This is a genomic window from Bacillus sp. ABP14 (genome assembly GCF_001831375.1).
GTDB classification, from domain to species: Bacteria; Bacillota; Bacilli; order Bacillales; family Bacillaceae_G; genus Bacillus_A; species Bacillus_A paranthracis.
Genome location: NZ_CP017016.1, coordinates 1,764,896 through 1,789,160, shown reverse-complemented (window position 1 = coordinate 1,789,160; position 24,265 = coordinate 1,764,896). Strand labels below are relative to the sequence as shown.

21 protein-coding genes, 2 pseudogenes and 1 riboswitch are annotated in these 24,265 nt (G+C 33.7%); of the genes and pseudogenes, 5 read left to right on the top strand and 18 right to left on the bottom strand.

Features of this window, described 5'->3' with window-relative positions; translation table 11 throughout:
- Positions 1-184: 184 nt before the first annotated feature.
- Positions 185-415: a DUF896 domain-containing protein gene (locus BGI23_RS09360; RefSeq protein WP_000789783.1), complete on the top strand. Its 231-nt coding sequence runs from the start codon at positions 185-187 to the stop codon at positions 413-415.
- 48 nt (positions 416-463) lie between these two features.
- On the opposite strand, the pseudogene BGI23_RS09355 reads toward BGI23_RS09360, so the two are convergent.
- The 11 genes and pseudogenes from BGI23_RS09355 to BGI23_RS09305 all read right to left on the bottom strand — a co-directional run bounded on the left by BGI23_RS09355 (position 464) and on the right by BGI23_RS09305 (position 13,314).
- A pseudogene (locus BGI23_RS09355) lies at positions 464-944 on the bottom strand (CcdC family protein).
- 231 nt (positions 945-1,175) lie between these two features.
- Positions 1,176-1,571: a cytidine deaminase gene (locus tag BGI23_RS09350; protein ID WP_070805768.1), complete on the bottom strand. Its 396-nt coding sequence runs from the start codon at positions 1,569-1,571 to the stop codon at positions 1,176-1,178.
- A gap of 33 nt (positions 1,572-1,604) precedes the next feature.
- The gene (locus tag BGI23_RS09345; protein ID WP_001983022.1) at positions 1,605-2,906 is read right to left on the bottom strand and encodes a pyrimidine-nucleoside phosphorylase; all 1,302 of its coding nucleotides are present in this window, start codon (positions 2,904-2,906) and stop codon (positions 1,605-1,607) included.
- A gap of 36 nt (positions 2,907-2,942) precedes the next feature.
- Positions 2,943-4,124: a NupC/NupG family nucleoside CNT transporter gene (locus BGI23_RS09340; protein ID WP_070805767.1), complete on the bottom strand. Its 1,182-nt coding sequence runs from the start codon at positions 4,122-4,124 to the stop codon at positions 2,943-2,945.
- Positions 4,125-4,226: 102 nt separating this feature from the next.
- Complete coding sequence (gene deoC / locus BGI23_RS09335; protein ID WP_001017443.1) at positions 4,227-4,898, bottom strand: deoxyribose-phosphate aldolase; 672 nt, start codon at positions 4,896-4,898, stop codon at positions 4,227-4,229.
- Between the two features lie 306 nt (positions 4,899-5,204).
- On the bottom strand, positions 5,205-6,155 hold the full coding sequence (locus tag BGI23_RS09330) for a DNA-binding transcriptional repressor DeoR (RefSeq protein WP_000356563.1): 951 nt from the start codon (positions 6,153-6,155) through the stop codon (positions 5,205-5,207).
- A gap of 356 nt (positions 6,156-6,511) precedes the next feature.
- The gene (locus BGI23_RS09325; RefSeq protein ID WP_000433004.1) at positions 6,512-7,138 is read right to left on the bottom strand and encodes a LysE family translocator; all 627 of its coding nucleotides are present in this window, start codon (positions 7,136-7,138) and stop codon (positions 6,512-6,514) included.
- Positions 7,139-7,300: 162 nt separating this feature from the next.
- A complete protein-coding gene (gene nheC / locus BGI23_RS09320) occupies positions 7,301-8,380 on the bottom strand; it encodes a non-hemolytic enterotoxin NHE subunit C (protein ID WP_070805766.1) in 1,080 nt (359 codons plus the stop codon).
- A gap of 107 nt (positions 8,381-8,487) precedes the next feature.
- Complete coding sequence (nheB, locus tag BGI23_RS09315) at positions 8,488-9,696, bottom strand: non-hemolytic enterotoxin NHE subunit B (RefSeq protein ID WP_000162993.1); 1,209 nt, start codon at positions 9,694-9,696, stop codon at positions 8,488-8,490.
- 31 nt (positions 9,697-9,727) lie between these two features.
- Entirely contained in the window at positions 9,728-10,888 is a 1,161-nt protein-coding gene (nheA, locus tag BGI23_RS09310) for a non-hemolytic enterotoxin NHE subunit A (protein WP_000751840.1), read from the bottom strand.
- A gap of 599 nt (positions 10,889-11,487) precedes the next feature.
- Complete coding sequence (locus BGI23_RS09305) at positions 11,488-13,314, bottom strand: APC family permease (RefSeq protein ID WP_000254896.1); 1,827 nt, start codon at positions 13,312-13,314, stop codon at positions 11,488-11,490.
- A gap of 144 nt (positions 13,315-13,458) precedes the next feature.
- A riboswitch (cyclic di-AMP (ydaO/yuaA leader) is annotated at positions 13,459-13,605 on the bottom strand.
- 140 nt (positions 13,606-13,745) lie between these two features.
- Here BGI23_RS09305 and BGI23_RS28635 point away from each other — a divergent pair.
- Entirely contained in the window at positions 13,746-13,874 is a 129-nt protein-coding gene (locus BGI23_RS28635; protein WP_000031873.1) for a hypothetical protein, read from the top strand.
- Between the two features lie 55 nt (positions 13,875-13,929).
- Here BGI23_RS28635 and panE read toward each other — a convergent pair whose 3' ends face one another.
- Positions 13,930-14,874, bottom strand: coding sequence for a 2-dehydropantoate 2-reductase (gene panE, locus BGI23_RS09295; RefSeq protein ID WP_070805765.1), 945 nt, complete (start codon positions 14,872-14,874; stop codon positions 13,930-13,932).
- Between the two features lie 175 nt (positions 14,875-15,049).
- Between panE and BGI23_RS09290 the strand changes: the two genes are divergently transcribed.
- Positions 15,050-16,525, top strand: a complete 1,476-nt coding sequence (locus tag BGI23_RS09290; RefSeq protein WP_070805764.1) for a hypothetical protein — start codon at positions 15,050-15,052, stop codon at positions 16,523-16,525.
- 226 nt (positions 16,526-16,751) lie between these two features.
- Here the strand turns inward: BGI23_RS09290 and trhO are convergent, their stop codons facing one another.
- A complete protein-coding gene (gene trhO / locus BGI23_RS09285; RefSeq protein ID WP_000246212.1) occupies positions 16,752-17,711 on the bottom strand; it encodes an oxygen-dependent tRNA uridine(34) hydroxylase TrhO in 960 nt (319 codons plus the stop codon).
- Positions 17,712-18,189: 478 nt separating this feature from the next.
- Here trhO and BGI23_RS09280 point away from each other — a divergent pair, with 478 nt between their 5' ends.
- The gene (locus BGI23_RS09280) at positions 18,190-19,485 is read left to right on the top strand and encodes an Nramp family divalent metal transporter (protein ID WP_070805763.1); all 1,296 of its coding nucleotides are present in this window, start codon (positions 18,190-18,192) and stop codon (positions 19,483-19,485) included.
- A gap of 68 nt (positions 19,486-19,553) precedes the next feature.
- Here the strand turns inward: BGI23_RS09280 and BGI23_RS09275 are convergent, their stop codons facing one another.
- The 4 genes from BGI23_RS09275 to BGI23_RS09260 form a co-directional block, all read right to left on the bottom strand.
- Complete coding sequence (locus tag BGI23_RS09275) at positions 19,554-20,402, bottom strand: alpha/beta fold hydrolase (RefSeq protein WP_044790441.1); 849 nt, start codon at positions 20,400-20,402, stop codon at positions 19,554-19,556.
- 13 nt (positions 20,403-20,415) lie between these two features.
- Complete coding sequence (locus BGI23_RS09270) at positions 20,416-21,276, bottom strand: M23 family metallopeptidase (protein WP_070805762.1); 861 nt, start codon at positions 21,274-21,276, stop codon at positions 20,416-20,418.
- A gap of 82 nt (positions 21,277-21,358) precedes the next feature.
- Positions 21,359-22,426, bottom strand: coding sequence for a sensor histidine kinase (locus BGI23_RS09265; RefSeq protein WP_070805761.1), 1,068 nt, complete (start codon positions 22,424-22,426; stop codon positions 21,359-21,361).
- Positions 22,416-23,114, bottom strand: a complete 699-nt coding sequence (locus BGI23_RS09260) for a response regulator transcription factor (protein WP_070805760.1) — start codon at positions 23,112-23,114, stop codon at positions 22,416-22,418. The genes BGI23_RS09265 and BGI23_RS09260 overlap by 11 nt, the downstream gene beginning before the upstream one ends.
- A 142-nt stretch (positions 23,115-23,256) precedes the next feature.
- Between BGI23_RS09260 and BGI23_RS09255 the strand changes: the two genes are divergently transcribed.
- Positions 23,257-23,787 carry a GNAT family N-acetyltransferase gene (locus tag BGI23_RS09255; RefSeq protein WP_070805759.1) on the top strand — a complete coding sequence of 177 codons (531 nt, stop codon included), beginning with the start codon at positions 23,257-23,259 and terminating at the stop codon, positions 23,785-23,787.
- A gap of 121 nt (positions 23,788-23,908) precedes the next feature.
- Here the strand turns inward: BGI23_RS09255 and BGI23_RS09250 are convergent.
- A pseudogene (locus BGI23_RS09250) lies at positions 23,909-24,181 on the bottom strand (SPASM domain-containing protein); the annotation flags it as partial.
- Positions 24,182-24,265 lie beyond the last annotated feature (84 nt).

Here is a 24,265-nt window from a genome sequence, read left to right as displayed (position 1 = left end):
ATCCCCCTAGCGTTCTATGTATGATTAAAAAATAATTATCTAATCAATTCATTTTATTATTGTTACAATTTTTCGTCAATTTTTAACCTTTTTTGATGGTGTTGACATAATTAAAATTACACGTTACAATAACTATACATTAGTAAGTAGCTAATATAATTAAATTAAACTAGAGGTGAAACAAATGAAAAACATTTTATTCCGTATTAACGAATTATCAAAAAAAGAAAAAGCAACTGGATTAACAGTTGATGAAAAACAAGAACAACAAATGTTGCGTCAAAACTATACACAAACATTTCGTGGAAGCTTAGATTCCATTTTATTAAACACAAAAATTGTTGATCAAAATGGTCTTAACGTGACACCAGCCGCATTACAAGATGCTCAAATACGTTTAAAATTAAGCAAATGAGTTCCGCGCAAAAGAATTTCAATAAAACAATAAAAAGAGCTGGATTTCCTATTTAGAAATTCCAGCTCTTTTTATTGTTTTTTTCTAATTTAGCATACGAACAATACATCGCAATTCTCCACGACACAATCATCGCAAATGCGAGTAAGAAAAACATTCCACTTAACTCTGCTAAGTCAATTGATTGACTTAAATACGATTTCATTACTACTCGCGCTGCTAATAATCCAACTAAAATAAATATAAATGCTTTTGACGGTTTCATATATATTTGTTCATTTCTTATTTCAAACTTCGTTGTTTTAATAAGGAATATAGAGAAAATAAGTCCTACAGTAATTGCTTCTACTATTTCTAATGACGTTAACCGAAACGCTGGTAAGAAGTACATCATAGCACCAGTACTCATAAAAAATGGGGGCAATATAATTTTCTTTTTCGTTACCGGTTTTTTCGCTGCTTTAAAGCGAAGAAACATGACACCAACAGCCATACAGACTGCTACAATACTTGATAAAAGTGCTATCATACTTTCCACTCCTATCTATTTAAATGACTTTTTGAGCAAAATCATAAATTAATAAGTAACTACAAGCACCATTATAGAATTTCTTCATTTTATTCCTCCTGTTGTAAACTTTCCCTGTTCGCTGCAATCATTTTACGCAAAGTTTATGAACGGAATATGAACAAAATATTACATTCTTTTTTTCAAACAAAAAGCCATTCCGCAATTACTAATTGCAAAATGGCTTTCAACTTATTTTAAATCATCATTTGTAAAAGCACCTGGCAGTAATTGCTCAACAGTCACTTCTTTTTCATCGCCTTTTACATTCGTTAATAATACAGGCATTTTCGGATCACAGAATTCAGCAATTACTTGTCTACAAGCACCACATGGTGAAATCGGTCCGTCCGTTTCTCCTGTAATAACTAAGTAACTAAAGTCGCGCTCACCTTCTGATACTGCTTTAAAGATCGCTGTTCTTTCTGCACAGTTACATAAACCGTAAGAAGCATTTTCTATATTACAACCAGTATAGATTTTACCTTCTTTCGTAACTAACGCTGCACCAACAGGAAATTTCGAATACGGAATATATGCTTTTGCTAACATCTTATTTGCTTCTTCAATATATTTTTTCTTATCCATATTATTTCCCCCTCAAAGTAAGTGTAATTATGATTAGTCAGTAATAACCGTATGAACTAATTTAGGAGCCACTGCTGTTTCAGCAATAGAAATGTTTTCGTAAATTTTTGCTTTTACATCTTCTACATTTTCGCGATTTGCATAAATCGTTACGAATGGCTCGCCTTCTTTTACTGCATCGCCAACCTTTTTACGTAACATTAATCCTACCGCTAAATCGATTTCATCTTCTTTCGTTGCACGACCAGCACCAAGTAGCATAGCTGCGATACCGATTTCATCAGCAACAATGTTAGAAATAACACCTGAAGTTTTAGCAGGTACATCAATTACATATTTCGCTTGTGGCATTTTTTCTGGATTGTCTACAATCGAGCTATCTCCACCTTGATTGCTTAAGAACTCTTTAAACTTCTCAGTTGCTTTTCCGTTTTTCATAACCTCAATTAGCATTTCACGAGCTTCTTCTAATGTATTTGCTTTTTTCGCAAGTACGACCATTTGACTTCCTAATACAAGTACTAATTCTGTTAAATCTTCTGGACCTTCACCTTTTAACGTATCGATCGCTTCTTTTACTTCTAGAGCGTTACCAATCGCAAATCCAAGCGGTTGTGACATATCTGAAATAACAGCCATAGTTTGACGTCCTACATTATTTCCGATACGTACCATTGCATGTGCTAATTCTTTTGCATCTTCTTCTGTCTTCATAAATGCGCCAGCACCTGTTTTTACATCAAGTACGATTGCGTCAGCACCAGCTGCAATTTTTTTACTCATAATTGAACTTGCGATTAAAGGAATTGAGTTTACTGTTCCTGTTACGTCGCGTAATGCATAAATCTTTTTATCTGCAGGGGTTAAGTTTCCTGTTTGTCCAATAACAGCTACTTTGTCACGGTTTACAATATCAATGAACTGCTCTTTCGTAATTTCAACGTGGAATCCTTCTACCGCTTCTAATTTATCAATTGTTCCGCCTGTATGTCCTAAACCACGACCAGACATTTTTGCTACTGGTACATCTAAAGCAGCTACTAATGGTCCTAATACTAATGTTGTTGTATCACCAACACCGCCAGTTGAATGTTTGTCTACTTTAATTCCTTCAATTGCTGATAAGTCGATCGTTTCTCCAGACTCAACCATCGCCATCGTTAAATCTGCACGTTCGCGATCTGTCATATCTTTAAAGAAGATTGCCATTGCAAGTGCACTCACTTGATAATCAGGAATACTTCCGTCTGTATATCCATTAATAAAGAACTTGATTTCTTCAGTCGTTAATTCTTTGCCGTCACGTTTTTTTGCAATAATATCTACCATTCTCATTACAATCACCATTCCTTTTTATATGATATGAATCTATTAAAATAATAATCCTACGATTGTTGCTGATAAGAAACTTACTAATGTTGCACCGAAAAGTAATTTCAAACCAAATCTTGCGACTACATTCCCTTGCTTTTCATTTAAGCTCTTAACTGCCCCTGCAATAATTCCAATTGAAGAGAAGTTTGCAAACGAAACTAAGAATACAGATATAATCGCTGTCGTTCTATCTGAGAAATTAAAGTTTCCTTGTGCTAAATCTGTCATAGCGACAAATTCATTTGATACTAATTTTGTTGCCATAATATTTCCGGCATTAACTGCTTCATGCCAAGGTACACCCATAATAAATGCAAATGGTGCAAATGCATAACCGAGAATTTCTTGGAATGAAATACCGATTACACCTTTAAATACGGCATTAATGAATGCGATAAGAGCAACGAAACCAATTAACATAGCTGCTACTGTAATCGCAACTTTAAATCCATCAATAATGTATTCCCCTAATACTTCAAAGAAAGTCTTTTTCTCTTCCTCTTGTACTTCTAACATATCTTCTTCTTCCGTAACTTCATAAGGATTAATGATAGAAGCAATAATAAAACCACCGAATAAGTTAAGCACTAAAGCGGTTACAACATATTGCGGTTTTAATAACACCATATACGATCCAACGATAGACATGGAGACGGTAGACATTGCAGATGCACATAATGTGTACATTCTTTTCTCTGGCAATAATCCTAATTGTTTCTTAACTGAAATAAACACTTCAGATTGTCCTAAAATCGCAGAAGCAACAGCGTTATATGATTCTAGTTTCCCCATTCCATTTACTTTACTTAATGCTAGACCGATAGATTTCACAATAATAGGTAACACTTTAATATGTTGCAAAATACCGATTAAAGCTGATATAAATACAATTGGCATTAATACACTTAAAAAGAATGAAAACTCTTTTTGATTTACTAATCCACCAAATACGAAATTTACACCGTCAGCGGCATATTTTAATAGCTCTCCAAAACCATCTGCTATTCCGCTAATTAATATATTCCCTACACTTGTATTTAATAATAGAAACCCCAAAATGAATTGTAATATAACCATCGTTATGATTGGGCGATATTTGACTTTCTTTCTATCATTACTAGCAAGCCAAGCGATACCTAAAATCAATACGAGGCCTAAAACACCGATTAAGTATTTCATAAGCCGTCTCCTCCCATTCGTATCCGCTTACATCTTTTTCAATTGTTAAAGCAATAGATACACTTTACTTTGTGTATCTATTGCTTTTGACTTCATTAATGATTAGTAGTTATCTGTAGCACCTTTTGCATCATTTAATACGATTGCAACACTAGCACTTGCTCCAACGCGAGAAGCTCCAGCAGCTACCATTTTTTCTGCATCTTCACGTGTACGAACGCCACCAGATGCTTTTACACCAACGTTTGGTCCAACTGTTTTACGCATTAATGCGATATCTTCAGCAGTTGCTCCGCCAGTTGAGAATCCAGTTGAAGTTTTTACGAAATCAGCACCAGCTTTTACTGATAATTCACAAGCGCGTACTTTCTCTTCATCTGTTAATAGGCAAGTTTCAATGATTACTTTTACAAGAGCTTTTCCTTTTGCTGCTTGTACTACTTCATAAATGTCTTTTTCAACAAGCTCGTCGTCGCCATCTTTTAAAGCGCCTACGTTGATTACCATGTCAACTTCAGTTGCACCTTTTGCGATAGCATCTTTTGTTTCGAAAGCTTTTGTTTCAGTAGTACTTGCGCCTAATGGGAAACCGATTACAGTACAAACATCTACATCATGTCCAGCTAATTCCTCAGCAGCTAGCTTTACCCATGTAGGATTAATACAAACAGAAGCGAATTTATATTCCTTTGCTTCTTCGATTACTTTCATAACATCTTCTTTAGTAGTATTAGCTTTTAAAATTGTATGGTCAATTAACTTTGCAATGTTCATTATCTTCACTCCTCATATCTTTTAACAACTTCATTCTAACTCTTAGTTGAACAAATGTAAATACACTTTTGAAATTTTGTTCATTCTTTTCAAAAAGGAATTTCCTTCTAATAAATAAAGCGCATTCTAACTAAGAAATACTTCATATATAAATTCAAATTTTTTATATTAACAATGGTAGTATGTATCTCAATATCCATAATTATTTTAAAAAAGGCAATTTGTATTCAAAAATAATCCCATAATTCATACATAACAAAATAAAAGGCTTTCTCAAAATTAATATCTTGAGAAAGCCTTTTATTTCTAATCTTCTTTTTGATAATGTAACAATTCTTTCGCCGTATGCTGATCGATAATTAATACATTTGCATATCCGCCACGTAACGCACCATCAATTGCTTTTATTTTTCTATTCCCACCTGCAACTAAAATAGAGCGTTTCTTTAATTTTAGTTCTTCTAACTCAATTCCGATGGTTCGCTTATTAATTTCTTCACTACTAATATTTCCGTCTCCATCAAAGAAACGTGAACAAATGTCACCGACCGATTGTTTTTTGAGTAAACTCGTTTCATCCTTATCGAAATAACCTAATCGGAATAATAGCGCTTCGTCTCGCACTGTTCCTACAGTGAAAATTGCAATATTCGCTTGTTTCCCCATTTCGATAATGTGATGAATATGTCGATCCTGCTCTACTAATTCTTTTGTCACTGCATTATCAAATATAACTGGAAGAGGTAGATTTCTTGGCGTCGTTTGAAAAGCATCTGCAAATAATGCAATGGTTTCATTTGCATATGTATTTACACTAGAATGACTAATACCACCTTTTAGCTGGACAACTTCTACACCTTTTACATGTTGTGGTACGATTTTTCTAGCGATTTCATACATCGTCATTCCCCAGCTTACACCAACGATATCACCGTTTTTAACCGTCTTTTCCATATACTCAGCTGCATATTTACTTATATACTCTGTAATCGTTGCATATTCTGGCACTGGGGAAAATACAACATGTGCTTCTAACAAGTTATATTTTTCTTTCAGTAAATTACCGACATTATCTAAATCAGCGAATGGATCGGCTATACTAATTTGAACAAATCCTTTTTCTTTCGCGTACTTTAATAACCTGGAAATCGTCGGTCTTGAAATATTTAATTTGTTAGCAATTTCTTGCTGACTATAATCTGATTGATAATATAATCTTGCAACTTCTACACTTAATTGTTGTTTATCTTTATCCATAGTAACTCGCTACATATCCTTTCCTGTATTTCCTTTTCGTTACAAGCATTATACAGCTTTATACAAGAAATTTCGACTACTGAATTTTATATACCTGAACTTCTACTCCGCTTAGTATATACAATGAAATTTAATCAATGGGGAGTTTGTCTCTCCCCTACTGATTATCATCCCTCACAAATTGGGCGTTTACGGACGACTTGTCTCCCATAATGTAGAATCTTTTTATTAAGCAAACAGGTCGGATTATTGAGAAACTCATTTTTAAAACTCAAATTAGTATGTAAGTGTGAAATAGTATTAGAATAAATAAGAGAAATAACCACTATTGATTATTTCTCTTTTCATATACATATTTATTTTTGGAAAAATAATCTAACCCCAAATACTAATAATACTGCGCCCGTAATACCCTCCATTATACGGTTCACTCGTTCTTTTCTTAAAAAAGTTCTTAATTGACGTATTAGCGAGATATAAAGCAAATACCATATTGCGGTCAAAGTCGTAAATGTGACTCCTAATAAAAGAAATTGGAGGAAATGATTTTGATTACTTACAATAAATTGAGGTAAAAAACTAAGGAAGAACACAGCAGTTTTTGGATTTAAAATTGCCGTAGTAAATCCTTGTCTAAAGCTTTTAATTGCCCCAATATTCTTAGAGTCCATTTCTATTGGACCTGACATATCTTCTTTTTTATGTAAGGCACTTTTAATTGACTTTACAGCTAAGTAAATTAAATAAAAAGCCCCAGCACATTTTATAAATGTAAATAACATAGCAAATTTCATTAGAATAGCAGAGAGTCCTAACGTAGCCATTATTGTATGAATCATCATTCCAGATATCGTTCCTAAAACTGTCTTTATCCCACCACTTTTACCATGCGAGATAGTATTTTTTGTAACTAGTGCAAAACCAGGACCAGGCATCATTATGATTAACATTGCTGTAAGGATAAATAATAGATAATTTTCCATGTTCTAGTATTTCCTTTCCAATTTTTAGTTTTGCTTACAGTATAGCTTTTTTCATTAAAACATTAAATATAAAAGACTTGATCAGAAATTTATATATCAAATTACAAGTCCACCTCTCACAAAAACAGGATAAAAAAGTAAACAGCAGAACTAGTCCACTGTTTACTTCGCTACGCCTTCATGTAATTTTTCTGTATAATCTTTTACGTCTTTCCAGCTATCTTTTGCTGTATGTAAATCTTCTTTTATAAACGTAAACTCTTCAGGAGTAATTCCTTTTACGTTTTGTAATAAGTTATTATATTTTGCCCCTACTGTATACCATTGATTTGATATGTTTTGCAGTGCTGTAATTGCTGCATCAATCGTTTCAGTCATATTTGTTGTTTTATTTTTTACATCTGTCAAAATTGCGACTTCTGCTTGCGCTCCAGAAATTCTATCTTTTAAATTAGCGATTTCTCGTTCTGCATTTGCGATATCTTTTTTCGCAACCGCAATCATCGGTCCGCCAGCAAGACATGTTATTAGAGCTACGCAAAGTACGCCACCAGCAATAACCATATCATTACTCTTTTTAATCGAATCGTTATATGTATTTATTTGTTGCTCTAGAGCTGGAATACCTGCATTCGTACTTGCCAATATCGCTGTTAACTGATTTGTATCCTCTTTGAAACTATTTGTATCTTTCGCCATTCTATCGCGAAAGGCTTTCAAATCTCCTAATAATACATCTACCTCATTTTGATTCTTTACAATATCCGCATACAATTTTTCTAAATCCGCTTTTAACTTTACGCTATCTTTTTGATCAATCGCAGTTAGCATGCTATTATAATACGCTTGAAAAGTATTATTGTAATTAATAATATTTTGATCCGTTTTCATAATTTGCGGCTTCATATGATCTAACCAATACGCCGCGTTAATTTTTGCATCTCGTTGGTGCTGAATCATATTTCCTTTAAACTCACTATTAATCGAACTTATTTTACTCAAATCCGTCTCTTGTTGATTTTGAATTAATTTTGCATATGAATCCATTGCAAACATGCTTGATGTCGTTTGTGCCATTACATCTTGGAATCCAGCTGGTCCAAGAGAATAGTTTTTCACATTTTCTTGTAGCACCTTTACATTTTGTTCTGCTGCAAAAGGATGTAAAGGAAATGCATTACTCGTTGCCACCCCAGCAATCATTAACGTTAAAAGACATTTTTTATAAAATCGTTTCTGCATACTTTTCACCTGTTTTCTTTATAAGGATATCAAAAGCTCCTGCTCACAACTGAACAGGAGCTTCAAATCATTCATCAACACTTAACGCTCTAACGATTCGTATTCGATTATGCTTTTTTTGTGTCTACTACTTTAATATCTTCAGCATAAATTTTTTCTGCATAGTCTTTAATGTTTTTCCAGCTATCTTTCGCAATGTTTAAATCTTCTTTAATGAAAACAAGGTCATTCGGACTAATTGAATCTACATTTTGAAGTAAAGAATTGTATTTTGACCCCATTGTGTACCATTGGTTTGAAATGTTTTGCAACGCTGTAATTGCAGTATCAATTGTATTTGTTAAATACTCTGTTTGTGTTTTAATGTTTGTTAATCCTGCTACCTCTAATTGAGCAGTTGTAACTTGTCCTGTTATTTTTTGAATTTCAGCTTGTGCATTATCAAGCTCCTTTTTTGCTAATACGATTCCAGCTGTACCACCGCCTACAGCTGCTGTACCACCTGCAATTAACGCCACTCCTAACGGCGTTCCTGCACCTGTAGCAATAACTACTGCACCACCGATAATTGCAATTGGCCCTAGAGCTGTCGCAACTGATGAACCGATAATAATTGCATTATATTTACTAATTGCTTCATTGTACGTTGTAATTTGATTTTGCAATAGCGGAATTCCAGCGTCTTGACTAGCTAAAATAGATGTAATTTGATTTGCATCACCCTTAAAGTTTTGCGTATCCGACGTCATTTTATTTCGGAATTTCTTTAAGTCTTCTACTAACTGATCTACTTGCGCTTTATTTTCATTAATACTACTTGATAATCTAGTTAATCCTTTCGTAAGCGTCGCTTTATCTTTTGCATCAACCGCAGCAACTAAAGTATCATAATAGTTTTGGAATTTCGTATTGTAATTAATGATATTTTGATTTGTTGAAATAAGCTGTGGCTTCAATACATCTAACCATTGTTTCGCATTTCCTCTAGCTGTATCCTGGTGCTGAATCACTTTTCCTTTTAAAGCAGCATCAACAGACGATACATTTCCAAAGTTAACATTACCTTGTTTAATAATTGTTAAAGCGTACAGATCCATTACTAAAGCGTTTGAACCTGTTCTTTCCATTGCATCTTTTAGGCCTTCTGGTCCTAATGAGTATTCCTCATAGTCATTATAAGCTTTTGCTACCGCATGAACTGGAGCTTGTTTCACTGTACTTTCAGCTGCATACGTATGAGCTGGCATCATGTTTCCTGCTGCAAATACTGCCATAAGTGCTGATAGAGCCATTACTTTATAAGGTTTTTTTGTCATTTTTCTTCTCTCCCTATATCGTTACTTATTTTTAATGTACTTCAACGTTTGTAACGTAATCTTCAAATTGATTCGTTTGTTTATTCATTTCATCACTTACTTTTTTAATTTGGTTGAAATGTTTTTGTAGTAAACTACTATCTGTATATGTGCCTTCTTCAACATTTTTTTGAATTTGGATCATATTATTGTTTAAAACTTTCCAATCCGTTAATAACGTTTCTAATGTTGTAATTTGACGATCAATTAGTTCTGTAAAGCTACTTACTTGATCTTCAACGAATGTAATTTGAGTCGCCTCTGCTTCAGTTTGTGATAATTTTTGAATAAGTGGCAATAGCTCTTTTTGCTTTTGCTGAATGCGAAGAGCTGCTTCCCTCGTTTGACTATCGGCAGCATTTACAATTTCATTACTTAAAGTACCGATAGAAACGAAATCAATTGTTTTCGTTTGTGCAGTTTGATTTGTAATTGTAAATACTTGTTTACCGATATTAATAGAACCTTTAATAATTTCTTGAGGTCTATTCAATATAGTAGTTAGTTCAGCTTGAATTTCCCCTTGAATTCTTTTAATATCTTCTCTTAACTTCACAATATCTCCACTTGATCCTTGTAGTGTTTTTATTGCTTCATCAGCCTTTATCGATAAGTTATTACTATCTTTGTCTAATACTGTTTTAAATCGATTTAGCTCTAATAAATCTTGCTCCATACTCTCTTGGATGCTTTGTACTTGCAATTGTAATTTTCCATATGCGCCTGTAAAATCTGCTTTTGCCTGTTCATTTTCATTTACGTTTTCTGCTAGTTCATAGAGCTTACTATAATAGCTATTAAATCTAGTACTATACCTCATCATCTCTTGATTTAAGTCGATTAACTTCGGATTATATTCATCAATCCACTCTCTTACATTTGCCTTTGCAAATTTTTGATGATTCGTCAAACTACTCATCGCGTTCACCTTAATGTCTGGCTGTTGTAAAATAACTAATCCATAGGCTTGTATAAGTGGTGATTGTGATCCTAACATTCTAATTGAATTCGATAATGTATTTGGAGCAATTACATTTTGTGCATATACTGTTTTCACTTCTGTTTGCCCCTCCTTAGCGTAAGCGCTTACAGGAATAAAACAACTCGTAGATACTGCTGTAACCAATAACCCTGTAATTAAAGTCTTTTTCACTTTAACTCCTCCTATGTATTAGCAACTATTACTATCGCATTTTATTATTCTATTTTCTTACCCATAATTTGAGATGGTTAAAATAGAGAACGTTCTCACCGCAATCCATGTATGAACCACCTCTCTCGTATTGCTACAGTACTTACTTATCGTCACAAAACATTTTATTATTTTTTCATATGTGATTAGTATGAATAACATTGTATAAAATTTCTATTTTATAGCAATTTCCACATTCACACAGTGAATATATTACATAAAAATATTATTCATATTAAACTAAATAACGTACGTAAATATGAAATTCCGTTTTGTTTTCATATAAGTTTTATACTGTAAGGTCATTTAAACACAGCTATTTATATAACGTAAAGAAGTATTTTCATTCCCTTTATTTTCAAGCTTTCATGTCTTTATTTTAAAATATAATCCACTTTACTTTTTCAATTGGAATATCCATATATCACAACAAAAACCTCTACTTACTCACAGATATAAAAATTATATCAATATATCTTTCAGATTCGTATGCAATTATGCATAGCGTATACACAAAAAGGATAGCTTTACGAAAGTGAAGCTATCCTTAAAAAACCTTCTTATTTTTTCAAATGATATGGTACTGTTGTAATAACAACATTTCTTTTATAGAGTAAATACGCACGAATGAGTAAACTAGACTGATTATGAAGAATGTTATGCCAACCTTTTTTCGGAATGAATTGTGGTATAACGACCGTAACTCGGTAATTTGATTCACTCGCTTTATACTGTACTGTATCAATGAACTTTGTTAGCGGTTGAATAATACTTCTATAATGAGAATGTAAAGTAACAAGCCTTACTTCAGGTTGCCACTTCTTCCATTTCTCTTCAAATTTCTTTTCCTCTTCCCTGTCAAAAGCGACATATACAGCAATAACTTGATCTGCTGAAAGAGACTTTGCATAGTTCAATGAGTTTTCTACCACATGTGTCATACCAGCTACTGGAACGACAATTACATTTCCTTCAATCGGAACAATCCGTTCACAAGTTTTTAAACTTAGTTGGTCTCCTACTGCATCATAATGCTTCTTAATTCGGTGAAATAAGAAGATAATTACAGGTAAGAAAATAAGGATTGACCAAACTTGTGCAAATTTAGTTAAAAAGAACATACTCATTACGATAAAACTAATGACTGCACCAATTAGATTGACCGTTAATCGTAAAGCCCATCCTTCCGGTTTTTCACGAAGCCATTTTAATACCATACCACTTTGAGAAAGGGTAAATGGAATAAATACACCTACTGCATATAACGGAATTAAATGCTCTGTTTGCCCTTGGAAAGCTACAATTAAAATAATCGATGCGATTCCAAGTATAATAATACCGTTTGAATAACCTAAGCGGTCTCCTCTAATCGTAAACATTCTTGGTATAAACTTATCTTTTGCAAGGTTTACTGCTAATAACGGAAACGCAGAATATCCTGTGTTAGCAGCAAGGATTAATATTAAAGCTGTTGTACCTTGTATGAAATAGTACATGAAATTACGTCCAAATGTTTGTTCAGCAATTTGTGAAACAACTGTTACTTCTTTACTTGGAGAAATTCCGTAATAATAAGCTAAGAACACAATTCCTGAAAATAAAACTGCAAGTAATGCACCCATTGCAAGCAATGTTTTCGCTGCATTGTTTGGCGCAGGATCTTTAAAGTTCGGAATTGCATTTGAAATTGCTTCAACACCTGTTAAAGCAGAACTACCTGATGCAAATGCTCTTAATAATAAAAATAAACTAATCCCTGCAACTGGTGTTCCAATCGGCGTGTGTAAAGTTGGTGACACGTGCCCCGTTAAAATATTGTATATCCCTACACCAATTAATATAAATAGTGCCAAAACGAATAAATAAACAGGATATGCTAAAACGGAAGCTGATTCCGTTACACCTCTTAAATTTAAGATGGTAATAAATATAACAAATATAATCGCAATGATTACATTATGTGCATGTAAACTAGGAAAAGCAGATGTGAGCGCATCTGTACCTGCAGACACACTTACCGCAACAGTTAAAATATAGTCAACTAATAAAGATCCTCCAGCAATTAAGCCTGGATTCATCCCTAAATTTTCTTTTGATACAACATACGCGCCCCCGCCATGCGGATAAGCAAAAATAATTTGACGATAAGATAAAATAAGGGCCGTCAATAATACTAATACCCCAACAGCGATCGGAATGGAATACCAATAAGCGATCGCTCCAACACCTGCTAAAGCAATTAAAATTTGCTCTGGACCGTAAGCAACTGATGACAATGCGTCAGAAGATAAAATAGCTAAAGCTTTCGTTTTATTAAGCTTCTGTTCTCCAAGCTCTGTTGATTTTAACGGTCTTCCAATTAAAAATCTTTTAATAGATGAAACCAATGCTGTCCACTCTCCAATAATTTTGTACGAACGATTCTGCTTGTTACAGCCAGCAAACTATTTCTTCAGAAAACAAAAAATGTCTACAAGCCATAGCGAAATAGACTTGTAGACATTATTTTTTTTGTCGCACAAGCTCCACCTTCCTTCTCAATATAACGCTTACGAGGTTAGCTGTCGGATTCGGGCCTATGAGTAGCCCTACCTTTTTCAAGGATTCACCCCATCGGATTATGTACTAATCCGTAAAAACGGGTCCCCCGTACCATGCGGTTTCAGCGATTTAGAAAATTGAAACTGTGGATTATAATACTCCTTTATTTTCAAAAAGTAAACAAAAATTTTTAATAAGAAAAAAATTAAAATGATTGTGCATAATCCACTGAGAAATATACATAATGAATACTAAAAAATCGATAAAGGAGACCCATATGTCTAAAGAAAAGAAACCTATTTTTTCCGATTCCTATTTAGATGCAGTAGCAAATGAAATTAATCAGTTATATGGTAAACGTGAACAGGAAATAAATTTGACAGATAGAACAAAAAGAAATAAATAATTTGTCATAAAAAAAGAAAGCAATACACTTATATATTGCTTTCTTTTTTATTTTTTCATACATCTAATTCTATTACAGATCTGTTAAAGGTCATCTCTTCATACACCTTTAAATTTTGATATATAGTGCCTAATAATGGTGCCGCTATTGAAAATTGCTCTGCTACATCCAGTAAATATCCTTGCAAGTGCTTCCCTTCAATAAACGAACCCTTTTCCATATCACGTTGCATTGATGACTTCATATCATACGAAATTTTATCAATCGTTTTCATATGTTCCTCGGCAATATCATCTTTAATTGGCGCTTCCATAGATCTCATAATTTGTACACATTCTTCAAATAAGTTTTGGATAAAATCGCGTCCACCTTCGCTTTCACGAATCGGTCCTATCGGTGCCCGCATTAATGTCGTCACACCCGACATTACAGTAATAAATAAATATTTATGCCACATATCTTGCATAATGTTTTCACTTAAAACAAAACTAGATTTCGTACCTGCAAATGCTTTTGAAATATGCTTTATTCTCTCTGAATCTTGAGACTTCATTTCTCCAAACACAAGTCTGTTGGCAGCGCTAGTTTGTACAATTTCTCCTTGATCGTTTAAAGTCGTCTCGATAAAGCATAAACCGCCAATTACTTTTTCCTCACCGAATTCCTTTTGTAATAGTGATACATGAGCGATACCATTTAACAATGGAATAATCACAGTGTTTTCACCTACAAAAGGCTTCACATCTTGAATTGCCTCGTTTAAGTGATACGCTTTTGTTGAAAATAGAATCACATCAAATGGAGCAATTTGATCTTCTTTCGTTATTAATTTCGGTTGGAAGGAAAAATCCCCATTAACACTGCGGATTACAAGTCCTCTTTCCTCCAATTGTTTTTTCCTTTTACTGCGAACAAGAAACGTAACCTCTTCTCCCTTTTCTACTAAGCGACCTCCAAAAAAGCCTCCAACGCCACCAGCTCCTAATACTAAAATACGCATACAACATCCCCCTTTTCAAAATACAATTTTATAACATTCAGTATACATAACATTATACATATCCCCTACTAAATAAGCTGAATTTTCATTCTTAATCAAGTATAAAACAGTGGTTATTTTCAAATGAATTTGGGCATGTTGTTTTTATAGCATATTTGGAAAGGAAACAATGTAAATGGAGGCAATACATACAATCGAGGAAAAAGATGTAACAACAGCTATATTTCAATTTATATTCCCGTTTTCTTTTAAAACTGGTTATGAACAAAATATGTTCCCTTTCTTACAGAAAAATGACTTTCGTCCTTTTCGACTCGATCATCTTGAAAATGAAAATACATACTACGGAAAGTTTCAAGTTTCACATCAAAATATGGAAGCATACTATCTTTCATTTACAAATAAAATTTTATTTCCTCATTCAGAGCATCAAAAGGGGTTACAGCGCTATTCTAAAGACCTTAACTTAACTGGACATTTAACAACAAATCTTATTTCCGTTCCATTCAACATTCATTCTATTGACGTAACACTTTGTCCTTATGAGCTTGGCTTCTTAACAATTCGGACAGAAGTAGAAACCGCTCCAAACATAACATTATCAGAAGCAATTGAATTTGCGGCCCGTTTCCGTGTACTTGAAACTAAAAATGATACAAATGAAACGATTTGCATTGAATGTAATGGAAAAAAATATTCCCAAGTGGAAAGATTCATTTTTGGCTATTTATTTCATGGCGTAACAGATTTCTTTGAGAAGAAGAGATTAAGAAGTTCTTACTTTCAAACCTTTCCTTTCTTTGAAGATCAGCGAATGTACGTACAAACTTTATTATCTATAAAAGAAGATATGGAACTGAATGAAGTGGATGTTTATCGTACTTCTAGTCTTTCCGGGTTAACAAGTGATGGCAAGGCATATGTGAGTGCAAATAATCTGCCTTATATTCATGATTATTTAAAACAACACGCTTACCAAAGATGGGCTCCGAATCGCTATTTCATAATGGAAGAACATATATTCACATGTGTAACAAATGAAGGAGAACGCGAATTTACTAAACTTGCGAGTCAAATGTATGGGGAGTTTTATTACGCTTTATTGTTAAATCTATTTCATAAAATTGTTTTATTGAAAATGGCAAACGCTTATGCTGAATTAAACATAGAACAAGATACAAATGAAATAGAGAAATTAATTTATTCAATTAATTCGTTTACGGCGAATTACTTTTCTTTAGAGCTAGTATCCCAATCACAGAGTGAAGATATTTTCTTCCGCTTAAGAAAGCTTTTTAACATCGAGATACTATATTCGAATGCAAAACAAAATCTTGATAGTTTGTTTAAATATCAAGAAAATGTTGCTTCAAAAAAAGATAGCCTTTTACTATTAATTTTAACGCTCTACTCTGTAGTAGGCCAAATGTTAGGGTTTACTATGATTGATCTGTTAAGAAACACCGATTCAAACAAAATATCATCGCCACTTGAATTTTTCGCCCTTTTAATAGCAATTAGCGGCATCGTCATTTCACTTATTTTAGGTGCGCAAAGTTTATACCAATGGAGTATACAACATAAACGAAGAAAAGCATGGGTAAAACAAACTGTACTTTCTGCTGTGAGAGAGAAAGACGAGGAGAAGTAAAGAAGGCTATTTTCAAATTACAAATACGCAGTGCACGTTTCAGTAAATGAAATTTTTATCGGCGATTTTTCGATTATATCAGCGCAACTCGAAATATATCAGCGATTTTTCAAATATATCAGCGATTTTTAAGATATATCGACTTACCGACAAAAACTGACAAAAAAACAAACATAAAAAAGTACTCCAAATTTTAGTTTGGAGTACTTTTTTACACTATTATAGCTTACTTCCCTGCTTCGATTTTCTCTAATGCAGCAGCTACTTGTTCTTCCGTTAGTTCATGTTGTATTACGTAGCGGTTACGTGGGCTTACACGGCATTCGTGAGAACATGCACGTAAATATTTCGCTTCGTTTTCTTCAGAACATAAAATTTTCTTGTTACATTCTGGATTTGCACAGTTTACATAGCGCTCACAAGGTTCACCTGTAAAGTGGTCTTTACCAACGATAACATGTTCTTTTTGGTTTACTGGTACAGCGATACGCTCATCGAACACATAACATTGTCCATCCCAAAGCTCACCTTGTACTTCTGGGTCTTTTCCGTACGTTACAATACCGCCGTGAAGCTGACTTACATCTTCATAGCCTTCACGAACTAACCAACCAGAAAACTTCTCGCAACGAATTCCACCTGTACAATAAGTTAAAATCTTTTTGCCTTCAAGTACTTCTTTATTTTCACGAATCCAATCTGGTAATTCACGGAATGATTCGATATCAGGTTTGATCGCACCTTTGAAGTGACCTAAATCAAATTCATAATCATTTCGCGCATCAATGATAACTGTATCTTCTTGTTTCATTGCTTCATAAAAATCTTTTGGCTCTAAATACTTCCCAGTTATTTCGTGTGGGTTAATATCATCTTCTAGACGAAGTGTAACTAATTCTGGGCGAGGACGCACGTGCATTTTCTTGAATGCATGACCATCAGCTTCATCTATTTTAAATACGATGCCGTCAAAACGTGGATCGTTGTTCATAGCTTCCATGTATTTCTCTGTTTGTTCTACAGTACCAGAACAAGTTCCGTTAATACCTTCTTTTGCTACAAGAATTCTACCTTTTAATTCAAGTGAATTACAAAATGCTAAATGCTCTGCCGCGAATTCTTCTGGGTTTTCAATTGTTGTGTACATGTAATATAGTAATACTCTGTATGGTTTTGTAGTTGCCAATGTATTTCTACCACCTATCTAATTTTTAAAATCATGTATAAGTTAACGTTCATATCAAAACATATATAATAAGAAAATGAATCCCATTTTCTTCTCTTTATACTATTTTCTATCAGTTAACAAAAATAAAAAAACAAGATTACACATCAAAACACTGTGGTTATGTTGTAATCCCAATATATTATATATCATACAAATGCAATTCCATCAATTAATATGCTGTATTATCGGCTTTATGTTCACATAAATTTCAAAAACAGCCCTTTAATTCATTATGTTTCCCCGCCTCATCACACCATAAACTCCCAATTTTTAATAACACCACACCATTCATTGTATAAAGGCATATAATTTGCACTAAGGAAACATTTGTGTTCAAATAAAAAATATAACCTAGTACATTTAAATGTATTGAAATAAAAAATAAGAATACTTACAATAATTTCATCAAGTTAACATTTCAAAGGGGAAAACTACTATGAATAAAGACATATCAAAAGATGAACATGTCCCTTCTCAAAGTACAACTGTTCAATCAGCGCATTTAGCATTAAGCGGACAAACGAAAGGCTTAAAAAGACTATTACCATTCTTAGGTCCTGCTTTCATCGCTTCAGTCGCTTATATTGATCCTGGCAATTTCGCGACAAATATTGCCGCTGGATCACAATACGGATATTTATTACTCTGGGTAATTCTCGCTTCTAATTTAATGGCTGTATTAATCCAAACTTTATCAGCTAAATTAGGAATCGCTACAGGTAGAAACCTTCCTGAAATTGCTCGAGAAAACTTCCCAAAACCTGTTTCCATCGGCTTATGGATACAAGGTGAACTCGTTATTATGGCGACTGATTTAGCTGAATTTATCGGGGCAGCACTCGGATTGTATTTATTATTTGGAATTCCAATGTTACCAGCTGCTTTAATTACAGCTGCTGGATCATTTATTATTCTCGAATTTCAACGTAGAGGCTTCCGTCCATTAGAAGCGATTATAACAGGAATGATTTTTATCGTTGTTATCGCTTTTGGTGTACAAGTCTTTTATGCAAAACCGGAATTAAGTCCTCTACTTTCAGGACTTTTCATCCCAAAATTCCAAGGCGTAGACAGTATATTACTTGCAGCCGGAATTTTAGGTGCGACAGTTATGCCGCACGCAATCTATTTACATTCCGCCTTAACACAGCGCCGCGTAGTCGGAACAAATGATGAACAAAAGAAAAAGATTTTTCGTTTCGAGTTTATTGATATCATTATCGCAATGATTATCGCTGGAGCAATTAATGCAAGTATGTTAATTGTTGCTGCTGCACTATTCTTTAAAAACGGCTTGCATGTCGAAGATCTTGATGTCGCTTTTAACCAGTTTAGCAACTTAGTCGGTCCTGTATCAGCTGCTTTATTTGGAATTGGTCTCTTATCAGCAGGACTATCTAGCTCTTCTGTCGGTACAATGTCAGGTGATATTATTATGCAAGGTTTCATTCGAATGCATATTCCGTTATACTTACGCCGATTTATTACAATGATTCCACCATTAGTTATTATCGCTTTAGGTGTAAATCCAACTTACGCTCTAGTCATGAGTCAAGTCGTCTTATCATTCGGTATTGCCTTTGCATTAGTACCACTTATTATGTTTACAAGTAGTAAAAAAATTATGGGTGCACTCGTTAATCACCGCATAACTACCTTTATCGCTTGGATCATTGCTATACTTGTTATCATTTTAAATATTTTCTTACTGTATCAAACGTTTGTAGGATAATGAAAGAAGAAGGCTGTCTCAAATTTTTGTTGAAGACAGCCTTCTTCTTTTTAAATTATAGATTTTCATCATCCATTTACATGACAGACCGTGCTTTCAACAAATTTTATAAACTCTTCTTCCTCCTCAATAAATGGAAAATGATTACTGTATTCAAATGTCGACATTATCGCATTTGGCATAAGCTCCGCTACTTCCACTGCAAATTCATACGGACACTGCGCATCATAAATTCCAGCGTAAATATGGGCTGGTATATTTACATTCTCTAATTGTAAACGTAAATCAAATGTAGGTAACTCCTTATAAGAAAAATAATCAAGACGCTTTGATACTGTTTTACCGCTGTTCGGTCTAGCAATCATTTCATCATACGCTGATTCATTATATAAAGACATCATTGTCCACTCTTTATTTACGTCACGCCTCTCATCAATTGTAGAAGCTACGTCCCTGAGCACTGCAAATATTTCTCTTAAACGAGCATTTTGATCATTATCTCTACAATAAATACTATTTTTGTGATTCATATACTCGGCTGATGCACATAATCCGCCAGCTATAATTTTTACAAGCCTCTCTGGACACATTATCGCATATTGTAAAGCTAGCATTCCACCTGTTGAATGACCTGCATACGTCCAATCTTTAAAATTCAACGCCTCACGTATCGCTTCTAAATCACGTACTGCATCTACCATTCCCAAATTATATTTAGTGGTGTCATGTGTAGAATTTCCGCATCCTCTTAAGTTTATAAGATACACTGTGTAATGATTCGTAAATGCAGAAGCAAATAAATTACCATTACTATTAAACTCACTGTATAAATGTGTTACACAAAGTGGTTTTCCTTCTCCCTTTTGAAAATACTCAAATTTCCCTCTATCAGTTTCAATATAATATTTCTCCCACATCAGCGTTTCCCCCCTAATGTCTTTTTATATATTCTCCTTTTTCCGGCATTATCACACCCTTCTCAGTTCGAAAGTAAAGTGGTAATCCTTCCGAAAGGAATATGCTTACCTTGGATGGATCCTGCCTTTGATGATGAATATGTAAATGTGGCTCACTTGAACTTCCTGAGTTACCGACCTGAGCAAGAAATTCTCCTTCATTTACATGTTGTCCTTCCTTCACTTTAATTGACCCTTTCTTTAAATGCGCAAGAACCAAAAATGTCCCTGTTTCATCTAGTCGTAAATAAATATGATTTCCCGCCATTGACTGAAAATTATCCGATCCCGGAACTAAATCTTTTTCATCATTATTAATTGATACAACTGTTCCAGTAGCTGGTGCCATTACTCTCGCTCCGTATATTCCATAGGCCTTTAATTTACTACTTTTCACTTCAGCAGGTGGAATAAGAATATCATATGCCCATCGTTCATTTGGTTTTATAACGTGATAGTTCGCTTCTAATCGATCGCCACCCCATCCTACTAATGCTCGTTCATTCAAGGGAAAACGAACAACTATTTTAGGGCTCACAGACTGTACATTTGCTGGGTAAGCAAGTCCGCCTATGTTAGCGAACCATCCTAAGGGCCAAGCTCCAATTATAGAAAAAAGCACAATGAAGAGTAGCGTTCTATCTATTCGCTTTCTGAAAATGCCTTTCCACACAAATAGTAACGTTACCCCTATCAAAATAAAGAGTGATACTATGCTAAAGGCTTGTATACTCCACCAAGCAATGACTGATATAACACCTTTAGCTAAATAAACTATACTCCAACTTGTAAGTAAAAAAGCAACTAAAATTACTAATACATATTTCTTCCACATGTCGTATCCCTACTCTCATATCTTTGTTCTACATGATACGAATTAAAAATTACGACATATAAAAGAAATACTTACGACTTTCTTACAATTCTTTATGCTGCGGTAAAGCGATAGTGAAAACAGTTTCTTTCTCGTTACTGCGCACAGTGATATCCCCTTTATGAAGCTCTGCTATACTTCTCGCAATTGCAAGCCCCATTCCTTTTCCACCTGTATGAGAGCTGCGTGATTTTTCACCACGATAAAACTTCTCAAAAACGTAAGGAAGGTTCTCATCCGGAATACATTGCCCAAAATTTTTAATTTCTATTTCAACATTCATGTCTCTTTTAGAAATTTGAATCAAAATTTGTTTTCCGTCTTTCCCGTACATAATACTATTACTAATTACATTTTCGAATCCCCTCACCATAAGCGCTACATCCATTTCCACATGTAACTCCTTATCACCCTTCATACAAAAGCTCATATCGGCATCATCTAGTTGTGGTACAAAATCAATCATAATTTGTTCCATTAATGCTTTCATATTTACTACACTTTTATGTAATTCAATCTCTCTATAATTTATTTGACAGTATTCTAATAAATCATCTACTTGATTTTTTAATTCATAACTTTTTCGCTTTAATATGCTTACATACTGTTCACATTCTGCTCTATTTGTATGAAACTGACTTCCTAACAAGTCCGCGTAACCGATTAAAGATGTTACAGGTGTTCGTAAGTCATGCGAAATATTACTAATCATTTCATTTTTCATTTCCTGCGATTTTTTTTCATTCTCGATAGACTCTTTTAAACTTTTGGCCATTCTATTTACATTCTTCGCTAATTCACCAATCTCGTCATTTTTTGAAATAGGTATATGTATTTCCAAATTGCCATTACTTATTTCCTTCACGTTCTTATTAATTTCAGACAATCTTTTCATCATTGTTTTTGTCATACATGCAAAGTATGTCGTAGTAAAAATCAAAAAAACTATAAAATATAAAAATGAATATTTTTCCTCTAACGTAGTAACATGACTATATATATTTCCAATTAAAATTTGCAACACTATTATACTTATAGTTGCTAACAAGATGCTACATATGAATGCGATAAAAAACTTAGCTCTAATGCCTTGTAATAATTTAATCTTCAATTTTATATCCGACTCCCCAAACATTTTGAATAAACTTCGGTTCTTTTGGATTCTCTTCAATTTTATTTCTTAATCTTGCGATATGAACCATTACTGTATTATTGCTTTCATAAGCCCTTTCTTTCCAAACGCTCTCATATATTTCTTCAATAGTAAATACACGATTCTTTGCAGCTGCCATTAAATACAAAATATCATATTCAGTTTTCGTAAGATTGATTGTTTCTCCATATAACATTACTGTTCTAGACACTTCATCTATTTCTAAACCTCTAATACTTATTTTCTTTTCTATTACTTGGACAGCATTTTGATTGAAATATGTATACCTTCTTAATTGAGCTTTCACTCTCGCTATAAATTCAATTGTACTGAACGGCTTCACAATATAATCATCTGCTCCCGTACTAAATCCTATTACCTTATCTACGTCCGATGATTTTGCGCTTAAAAACATAATTGGTAAACTATGTTTCTCTCTAATCCTTCTGCACAATTCTATCCCATCCATTTGTGGCATCATAATATCCAAAATAGCAAGTTGAATACTGTTATTATTTATGATTTTTAAAGCCTCTTCTCCGTTATGAGCACTTAAAACTTTAAAACCTTCTTGCATTAAATTCGCATTAACAAATCGAACAATATCTTGATCATCATCTACAATTAAAATTGAGTTTTTCACCATATACAAACCTCTTTTTGAAATATATTCCACAATCAATTTTATCACAAATTAAAACCGTACTTCCCTCTTGAATAATCTTTATTTTCAGACTAGATTATATAATAACAACACATTCTAGTTTCAAAAGAAATGGAGTGAAAGCATGTTTCCTATATTGAAAACCGACCGACTCATTCTACGAGAACTTACCGAAGAAGATGCACCAAGTATACTAAAATGCTTTTCTAATACTGACGTACTGCGCTATTATGGCCAAAAACCATTACAGGATATTGATCAAGTGAAACAAATCATTCATAACTTTAAGTTGAGTTATAATGCAAGAAGCGGTATAAAATGGGGAATCGAATTAAAGGATCAGAAAGAACTTATTGGAACAATCGGTTTTCACGATTGGTCTTCTGAGCATAAACGGGCCAATTTAAGTTATGCCTTTTTACCTGAACACTGGGGAAAAGGATATGCAACTGAAGCTGTTTCTGAAGTTATATCATACGGTTTCCATACCATTCATTTAAAGCGTATTGGGGCAATTGTATTTCTTGAAAATGAAGCTTCTAATAAAGTGCTATTAAAATTAGGATTTGAAAAAGAAGGCGTTCTAAAAAATTATATGTATCAAGATGACATTCCTTATGATACGAATTTTTATTCTTTATTAAAATCGGTTTAATAGAATACATGTGTAAAAAACTTGTTTCAATACAGCAGATATAGGTAGTGAATTTTTAATGAAGGATGCGAAGTACTCTCCATTATAAAACATTAAAGAAGGGCTATGAGTATGCTTTTACTCATGTCCCTTTTTTTATGTTCTTTTTCTGTTTTCGCAATGCTTTTGGTACGTATACGCAGAAAGGCTCACTTTCCATATAATCCCCCGTCATTGCATATGCTCTAGAACGAGATCCCCCACAAACATATCGAAACTCACAAACACCACACTTTCCCTTATACTTGTCAGGATTACGAAGATTTTGAAAAACAGGGGAGTTTCGATAGATTTCAGCTAGCGAATTTGTTCTAATATTCCCGGTTTTAATCGGCAATAACCCACTTGGATATGTTTCTCGGTATAAAGTTAAGAATTTAGGAATTTTTCATTACTCTAAAAATACGCTCTTTAACTGCAGACTATTAAATTAAGTTTC